We start from the raw sequence: 7,462 nt of genomic DNA on the forward strand, positions 1-7,462 counted from the left end.
CGTTCTTTCGCCCTGGTGCTTGGTCAGCCCGTTTTGGACATCCCCAATTGATCCGGACATTGGCGTATGGTCTTGGGATCAGGCACTAAGGATAACGACGGCCAGCGGGACGGGTGATACCGCGATCGCGAACGCAAGGAATGTTAGCAGCGGGGCGAAGAGGCCGCTCATCCCGGCCAAAAGAGCGATTCCGCCGCCACCGCCGATCAAGGCGTTGCCGGGAATGTTCAAGACCAGCGCGAGGGCCACGTAACGGCGGCGGAGCGCCAGCGCCATGATGCCGGGCGGAACATCTTCGAGGAGCATCGTCAGCCGTTCGTCGCGCGACAGAGAGGCAGCGCGCCTGACCAGATCGGCCGCGCGGCGCACTTTCAGGATCGCCAGAACGCGCGCGAGCGCCGTCATGGGCAGCATCCGGCCCCGCGTATATGAAAGCGACAGCGCGAGGACCGTCGCCACATAGACGAGCGGGGCAATTGCCGCGCCGAATGCAGTCAGCATCGCCAACCCGATCTCCACGCCTGGCACGAAGGGCACGGCGAGCAGCGCAACGTAGGCGATCGCGCCGATCATGATCATGTTGTGAACCTGCTGCTCGTTGGCGGGCATGACTTGCAGGTTCAATGCATCGCGAACGATATGAGCACACCAGGTCGCAGCGACAATGAAGCTCAGCAGCGCGGCAATCCGCAGGAGGACACGTGCCGGGCTCCCAGGCGACGGCGGCGTCGAATACTCGCTCATGTGTCGGCAACCGGGTGTGCGAAGGGCGTGGTCGAGCCCTCGCCGACGACACCGATCTGGCGCGTCCAGTACCACCGCCGCGTGGTCCACGTCCGCTCGAAGCGCACCTCGTCCCCTTGCACGGTGCCATACCAGACGACGGTATGCGGGGCATCGGGGCATCGGGGCATCGGCTCGTCGCCGTGAAGTGGATGGTGTCGCCCGTCTACTTCGTTTCGTAGTCCGCCCAGCCGAAATCGCAATATTGCTGGCACTTCGCGGATTGGAAGCGTCCATCCATGAAATGCAGTTCGTCACGCAGGACTTCGCCGGATCCCAGGATTGTATCGACGGTATGGAACACTCGCCCATCCAGCGCGCTGCCCGCCTGCCATGGCCCTTCGGGCACAGCGAGATCAGGGATGCCCCCGTTCATTACACTGACCGCGCCGGTCGCAGCACCTACGACGACTGCGCCGAGGGCGAGGGCCTGCAAAATGGGTGTCAAAATTGTCTCCCTCTGCTGATACCGAGGACAGCGTCATCGATCGGCCGCTCCCGGATGCGTGCGGGTCAGACCGTGGCGACGAGATAGCGGGCGGGCGCGCTGAAGCCGATGCTGCCATCTGGCTTTCGGAACGGCGTGAGGAATTCGGTCATGGCCGCGACAAGCGCGTCCTCGCCGGAATGGTCCGCGGCCTTCGCGGCCACGCCCGACGAGGCCAAGCCCCGCAGCGCCGTTTCGAGATCGGGGTAGTGCCACGGCGTATCGACGTCGATCACTTCGACCGGCGTGAGGCCGCCCGCTTCGGCAAAGCCACGCAAGGCGGCCTCCTCCGACAGCGCGAAAGGGCCGCAGGCGCCGGGTGGCGGCGGCAGAAGCGGCTTCAGGGCCGCGACATGCCCGGCTGCCTCCATGCCCGCGGGCTCGCCCCAGGTCATGATGACGATCGTACCGCCGGGACGGGTCACGCGTCCGGCCTCGCGAACTGCCTGGCCTGCGTCGCCGGCATACTGGAACGAGTTGAACCCGGTGACGAGATCGAAGCTGTCGGTGTCCCAAGGCAGCGCCTCCAGATCACCCTGACGGAAATCCCTGCCGGGCGTGCGTTCGCGTGCGATCTCCAGCAGGGCCTCGGACGCGTCGAGCCCGGCGACGGTTGCGCCGAGCGATGCCGAGAGCGTCGCGGCCATGCCCGCACCGCAGCCGGCATCGAGATGGCGCGTGCCTGGCCCGACCTTCGCATGGGCCAGAACCGCGTGGAAGGCGGCGGCGAACTGCCCCTCCTGCACCTCCGCCCAATCGCGGGCGCGCGCGCCCCAGAGCGGGCCGTTCACTTCCGATGTACCCTTTGGCCTCGTTGTCGAAATTTTTTTCTCCACATAGGTCCCGCTGTCCGTCGTGGGCCGGCTCAGTCGATCTGTCGCGGCGTGTGCCCGCGGGCCGCCGTGAGACAAGGCGACACTCGGCAGCAGCCCGATCTGGTCACTTCAGGCCGATGCGTGCAGGCCTTGCAGCGAGGTCGCGCGGCGCCGCGGCCGCCGCTATCGTCTCGCCCGTCTTGCACTGCCAGCGGGAGACGATCAGCTCGGCATGGGTTTCCTTCCACTGGGCGATTTCCGCCTGGGCGCCCATCATGCAGGCCATGGGTGACACATCGGCATAGACGGGAATGTACCGTTCCCCGCACTCTTCGGGGCTGGACACGAGGCAAGCTGTCAGGACGATATACAGCATGAGATGTTTCCTTTCTTGCTGGCCTGTCGAGTCAAGCCCAAGGCGGTCGTTTCCGGCGGCAAGTGCCTGCGAATTTCTCCGCGACACGGTCGCGCAAGTCAGCTGTCGCCTGTCTCGATGGTTCGCGGCTATACGAAGGCCTAAAGAGTTCTAAAGCTTGGGGGGCGTTCAGCGCAGCGCGTCGGCGGCTTGCGGCGGCGCGAGCCCGGCCGCGATGCGGAAAAACGTGTGTGCGCGTGTGAGATAGTCCGGGTTCGCGCTCAGCCAGCGGCCGGACAGGCGCGCTTCGACCAGTTTGGGTGCGATGCGCTGGACCCTTCGGAAGGTCTCCGCAGCCTTTTCGATCTGGCCCAGGCCGACATAGGCGATTGTGCCGAGGATCAGCGGCGTGGTCCCGTTCGCGGACTCTGCGAGCGCCGCTTCGGCGCACTCGGCCGTTGCCGCGTAGTTGCGCGCGGCGAACTGCGCGAAGCCCAACGCGCAGAGCATAGAGCCGCGGGCCGGATCGCGCGGGCTGCGCCGAATGCCGGCCTCGGCGAGAGGCACGCCGATATCCGCGTTCCCGTTGATGGCCTCGTAGATGCCCAGCCAGCACAGCGTCACGGCGCAGTTGGGATTCATCTCGTGCGCCTGCCGCAATTCGGGCAGGCCTGCCGCGACATCCTGGTTCATCAGATGCAATTGCGCGCGAAGCCGCCGCGCCTGATGATCCGTGGGCTCGATGGCAATGGCGCGGGTTGCCGCGTCGATGCCCGTTGCCAAAGTATCCGGGACGCTGTCGGTCGTGCCGTGATAGACGTGCCACCAGGCCACCCAGGCGAGAACCCGCCACGCGAGGGCCGACGCGTCGTTGCGCGCCAGGGCCCGCCGCGCCAGGTCCTCGGCCTGATCACGGAGCCCCCGGTCATACGCCATCTCGCCGGACGAGATCACCGACCAGCCCTGTTGCGCGAGACCGTGGGCGGTCAGGTCCTCCGGGGCAATCACACGGATTCGCTCGGCCTCTGCCCGGTCGATTTGCGGCGAGAGGCAGGTGACAATTGCGCGGGCGACACGCGCCTGCATCTCGAAATGATCCGCCATGTCCCGGTCGAAGCTTTCCGCCCAGACATGCCCGCCATTGGTCGCATCGATCAGCTGCGCCGTGACCCGGACGCGGTCCGCACGCGCCCTCACGCTGCCTTTCACGACATAACGCACGCCCAGCTCGAGTGCTATCGCGCGCAGGTCGCGCGGTGTATGCCGGTAGGCGAAGGCGGAGTTGCGGGCGACCACGAACAGGTCGCGGAAGCGCGAGAGCTCTGTAGTGATGTCCTCCACGAACCCGTCTGCGAGCCAGTCGAGGTCGGGGTCGCCGCCCAGCATGTCGAAGGGCAGCACGACGACAGATGGCTTGCCTGGCAAGGCAAGTGCCGTTGCATCGGGCAAGACATCGAGTGCGAAGTGCAAGCCGCGCCCGGGCACGGTGACGATCGCGTCCGCGCCCAGCAGACGGCGCAGATTGGCGACCTGCACGTTCAGATTGTTGTCGCCCACGATCGTTCCGGGCCAGACGGCCTGCATGATCTCGTCCCGCGACACGATTCTGTCGCGGTGCATCACCAGCATCTCCAGAAGATCGAAGGCGCGTGCCCCGACCCGGACGACGTCAGGCCCGCACAGAAGCTGCCGTTTCCGGCGGTCGAGAATGAAGTCATCGAAACGGTATTGATCCATGGGCCCGGAAATGGAAACGGAAGTCGAGAAATCGTATGCACCTTATCCGCATTTTCTTGGAACGTCCCGCGGCAACTGAGATGCGACGCAATTCCCGATCGCTGCATGCCGACGCGGGCGACACATCCGACGCGCCACGGCACCCTTCAAGAAGGTCGAGCACATTGCGCCGACCTTGGTCAATACAGGGCCTTCCGGACGTTGGCTAAGTTCGAACCCCAATTAACTTGCGCGTGCCGACATGTTCTTTCGCTTCGCCGCGGGTCTTGCGCCACCCGATGACGCGAACGCTCTACGATAGAAGCGCGCTTGCGCAGGTTTGGCCGCAGGTCTGACCCGCCGGATTTAGATATTTTTAGCCGGTCTTGTAGCGAGTGCCGCGCAAAACTGCCCCATTGGAAAAAGCTGCCACAGTTCGCGGCCACCTGACAGGAAGCGACACGATGAACAAGACCATGACTATGACCGACACCGCCGCCGCGTTCTTCGACACCATCGAGACGGGCAAGGGCTGGGCCGCCTGCGCGCCTTTCTGCACGCCGGGCGCCACCTTCTCCTGCCAGTCGGACGCTCTGGCTGAGATCGGCACGATCGAGGCCTATGCCGGCTGGATGGAGGGTCTGCTGAAGCTGGCGCCGGACGGACGCTATGACATGAAGGCCTTCGCGGCCGACGAGGCGCGTGCCACGGTGCTGGGTTTCGCGGTGTTCCACGGGACCCACACGGACGAAGGCGGGCCGGTGCCGCCGACCGGGCGCAGCGTGGCGGCCGACTACGTCTATGCGATGAGGTTCGACGGCCCGAAGATCCAGCACATGACCAAGATCTGGAACGACGCCCAGTCGATGCGCGCTCTCGGCTGGACCTGACGCCACCGGCGCGGGCGGCCAAGCCGGCGCCCGCACGTCGCAGATGCCGCCGCAGCGGCCCATGTTGCGCGCGCTCGTCTGCCTGCGACACACCGCGGAAAGCCTTTCATCTTTTCATTGTCTTTGAGGACATTTCTCTTGCCGATGCGATGGATCATTCTTTGTGTACTTTTCTTCGCCCGAACCGTGATGGCCATACAGTTCCAGTCCGTGGCGGCGTTATCTCCATTCATCATGGATAGCCTGGCGATTACGCTGACGGAAATCGGTCTTCTGATCGGTCTCTATCTGGGACCGGGTATCATTGTCGCGGTTGCCGGCGGTGCCGTCGCGACCTGGTTTGGTGACAAGCGGACCGTCATTGCAAGCCTGATGTTCATGGTCATTGGTGCCGTGATGATGATGTCTGCGTCAAACCTCGGATGGGCAGTCGCCGGCCGGGTGGTTTCGGGCATTGGCGGCGTTGTCATCAACGTTCTGATGACGAAAATGGTGATTGACTGGTTTGCTGGGAAGAATGTCTCAACGGCGTTGGCGATCTACATCGGCTCCTGGCCCGTCGGGATCGCTCTCGGTTTGCTGATACTCCCGGCGCTCGCCGCCAGCGCGGAGGTGCAGTCTGCATGGACCGCGCTGACGATCTTCACAGTCATGGCACTTCTGCTTTTCGCGTTTGTCTACCAGACTCCAGTTGGTGCCACGACAGCCGACACACGTATCAACATCACTACCCTCCCATGGACGCCCCTGGCATTCGCCGCACTATTGTGGGGCCTCTACAATGCAGCATTCGCGATGATCTTCGGGTTCGGCACACTCGTTCTCGGAGAACGTGGCATGTCCATCCCCAATGCAAGTTCCGCCATCAGCTTCTACATACTGGCGGCAACGTTAACGATTCCAATTGGTGGATGGCTGGCAGATCGAACGGGACGGGCAAACCTGCTCATATTCGTGAGTCTCGTCGGGGCCATGCTGGTATTTCCAGCGGTTCTCTATCTGCCCGACAGCTTTTTGATTGTGGCGCTCGTATTGGGCGGCCTGTTGGCCGGATTGGCTCCGGGTCCCATTGTAGCCATGCCCGGCTTCATCCTGCGACCCGAAACGCGTGCCTTTGGAACAGGCGTCTTCTATTCGATCTACTACCTGCTAATGATGATTGCCCCGGCGCTGGCAGGTGGAATTGCCGATCATGTGGGCGATGTAAACGTGGCATTCGTGCTGGGTTCTGTCATGATGCTGCTTGCAATCCTCGCGCACCTTGCATTCCGGCAAACGGCTTCGGCACCGCCGGTCGCAGCATAGCGAGGAATGGCCATGCGCTCATGGTTCAGGATTGTGCGCAGTGCGGCGAAGGCTGGCTATCGATGGTGAGCCTGCACCGAACTGGAAGGGGGCTGCCGTGCGCCGAGAAGAACTGACAGAGCCATTCCGTGCGCTGCATGTCCCGGGCAAGCCGGTCGTGATGCCCAACCCTTGGGACATTGGCTCGGCGAAAGTGATGGCGCGGCTTGGCGCGCGGGCGCTGGCGACAACATCGTCCGGACACGGATTCACGCTGGGGCTTGTCGATGGCGGTCAGATCTCGCGACAGGTGGCCCTGCAACACGCAGCCGATATCTGCGACGCTGTCGATGTGCCGGTGAACGGCGATTTCGAGAATGGATTTGGTGACAGTCCTGAGACGGTGGCGGATACCGTGCGACTCGCAGCGGAAGCCGGTCTGGCCGGCGTGTCGATCGAGGACACAGCCCTCCCGACGAAAGATTCCTATGCCTTCGATCTCGCTCTGGAAAGGATCGAGGCGGCAGTTGCCGCAGCCCGTGCCGCAGGAATTGTGTTGACGGCGCGCGCTGATGGCTGGCTGCTGCGCAACTATGACCAGGCCGAGGCACTGCGCCGCTGCCAGGCTTTCGCCCAGGCAGGGGCCGACGTGCTCTACGCGCCGCTCGTCGATGTGGATACGACCCGCGCGCTGGCGGCAACCGGGGTGCCGGTCAACGTTCTCGCCGCAGGCGACATGCGCGACCTGACGGGGGAAGAGATCGGCGCGCTCGGCGCGGCCCGGATTTCCATCGGTGGAGGACTCGCGCGCGTCATGCAAAAGGTGATCATCGACGGGGCCCGTACAATTCTAGAACGGGGCGATTTCACGATCCTGAAGGAGGCCGCGAGCGCCGCTGATGTGGATGCGATGTTGACCGATGAGCCGCCGGGTTCGCAGTACTGAGGAGAACAGAAGCTCTCGGAAACATGACGCCGCATCACATCTTACAGGCCGAAAACCACTCCGACTTGTCAATCGGCATTGAACTTTGACCCCTTATCGGCGTCCAATATTGACCCCCTTTTGCTGAGCAGGCCCGGCGCTGCGTAGCCCTCACATAGCGCAGCGGCGGCGGGCCTGCGGGGTTTC

At 64.0% G+C, this 7,462-nt stretch carries 8 protein-coding genes; 3 read left to right on the forward strand and 5 right to left on the reverse strand.

Annotated features, from left to right (window positions below; all coding sequences use genetic code 11):
* Positions 1-78: 78 nt before the first annotated feature.
* From QO034_RS22765 to QO034_RS22785, 5 genes are all read right to left on the reverse strand, one after another.
* On the reverse strand, positions 79-744 hold the full coding sequence (locus QO034_RS22765; protein ID WP_284487801.1) for a hypothetical protein: 666 nt from the start codon (positions 742-744) through the stop codon (positions 79-81).
* Between the two features lie 205 nt (positions 745-949).
* Positions 950-1,231, reverse strand: coding sequence for a hypothetical protein (locus QO034_RS22770; RefSeq protein WP_284487802.1), 282 nt, complete (start codon positions 1,229-1,231; stop codon positions 950-952).
* A 65-nt stretch (positions 1,232-1,296) separates the two neighbouring features.
* Positions 1,297-2,061 (reverse strand): class I SAM-dependent methyltransferase, encoded by a 765-nt coding sequence (locus QO034_RS22775; protein ID WP_284487803.1) that lies wholly within the window; start codon positions 2,059-2,061, stop codon positions 1,297-1,299.
* 148 nt (positions 2,062-2,209) lie between these two features.
* Positions 2,210-2,461 (reverse strand): hypothetical protein, encoded by a 252-nt coding sequence (locus QO034_RS22780; RefSeq protein ID WP_199025606.1) that lies wholly within the window; start codon positions 2,459-2,461, stop codon positions 2,210-2,212.
* Between the two features lie 168 nt (positions 2,462-2,629).
* On the reverse strand, positions 2,630-4,177 hold the full coding sequence (locus tag QO034_RS22785) for a winged helix-turn-helix domain-containing protein (RefSeq protein WP_284487804.1): 1,548 nt from the start codon (positions 4,175-4,177) through the stop codon (positions 2,630-2,632).
* A 443-nt stretch (positions 4,178-4,620) separates the two neighbouring features.
* Here QO034_RS22785 and QO034_RS22790 point away from each other — a divergent pair, with 443 nt between their 5' ends.
* The 3 genes from QO034_RS22790 to QO034_RS22800 all read left to right on the forward strand — a co-directional run bounded on the left by QO034_RS22790 (position 4,621) and on the right by QO034_RS22800 (position 7,276).
* Positions 4,621-5,046: a nuclear transport factor 2 family protein gene (locus QO034_RS22790; RefSeq protein ID WP_233155407.1), complete on the forward strand. Its 426-nt coding sequence runs from the start codon at positions 4,621-4,623 to the stop codon at positions 5,044-5,046.
* A 144-nt stretch (positions 5,047-5,190) separates the two neighbouring features.
* Positions 5,191-6,351, forward strand: coding sequence for an MFS transporter (locus QO034_RS22795; RefSeq protein ID WP_284487805.1), 1,161 nt, complete (start codon positions 5,191-5,193; stop codon positions 6,349-6,351).
* Positions 6,352-6,448: 97 nt separating this feature from the next.
* On the forward strand, positions 6,449-7,276 hold the full coding sequence (locus QO034_RS22800; protein WP_284487806.1) for an isocitrate lyase/PEP mutase family protein: 828 nt from the start codon (positions 6,449-6,451) through the stop codon (positions 7,274-7,276).
* The last annotated feature ends 186 nt before the right edge of the window (positions 7,277-7,462 follow it).

This window comes from Sedimentitalea xiamensis (genome assembly GCF_030164465.1).
Taxonomy (GTDB): domain Bacteria; phylum Pseudomonadota; class Alphaproteobacteria; order Rhodobacterales; family Rhodobacteraceae; genus Sedimentitalea; species Sedimentitalea xiamensis.

Bases quoted from the DNA above. Each gene is read 5' to 3' on its own strand.
- QO034_RS22765 (WP_284487801.1), bottom strand. From the start codon at position 744: ATGAGCGAGTATTCGACGCCGCCGTCGCCTGGGAGCCCGGCACGTGTC.
- QO034_RS22780 (WP_199025606.1), bottom strand. From the start codon at position 2,461: ATGCTGTATATCGTCCTGACAGCTTGCCTCGTGTCCAGCCCCGAAGAG.
- QO034_RS22785 (WP_284487804.1), bottom strand. From the start codon at position 4,177: ATGGATCAATACCGTTTCGATGACTTCATTCTCGACCGCCGGAAACGG.
- QO034_RS22790 (WP_233155407.1), top strand. From the start codon at position 4,621: ATGAACAAGACCATGACTATGACCGACACCGCCGCCGCGTTCTTCGAC.
- QO034_RS22795 (WP_284487805.1), top strand. From the start codon at position 5,191: ATGCGATGGATCATTCTTTGTGTACTTTTCTTCGCCCGAACCGTGATG.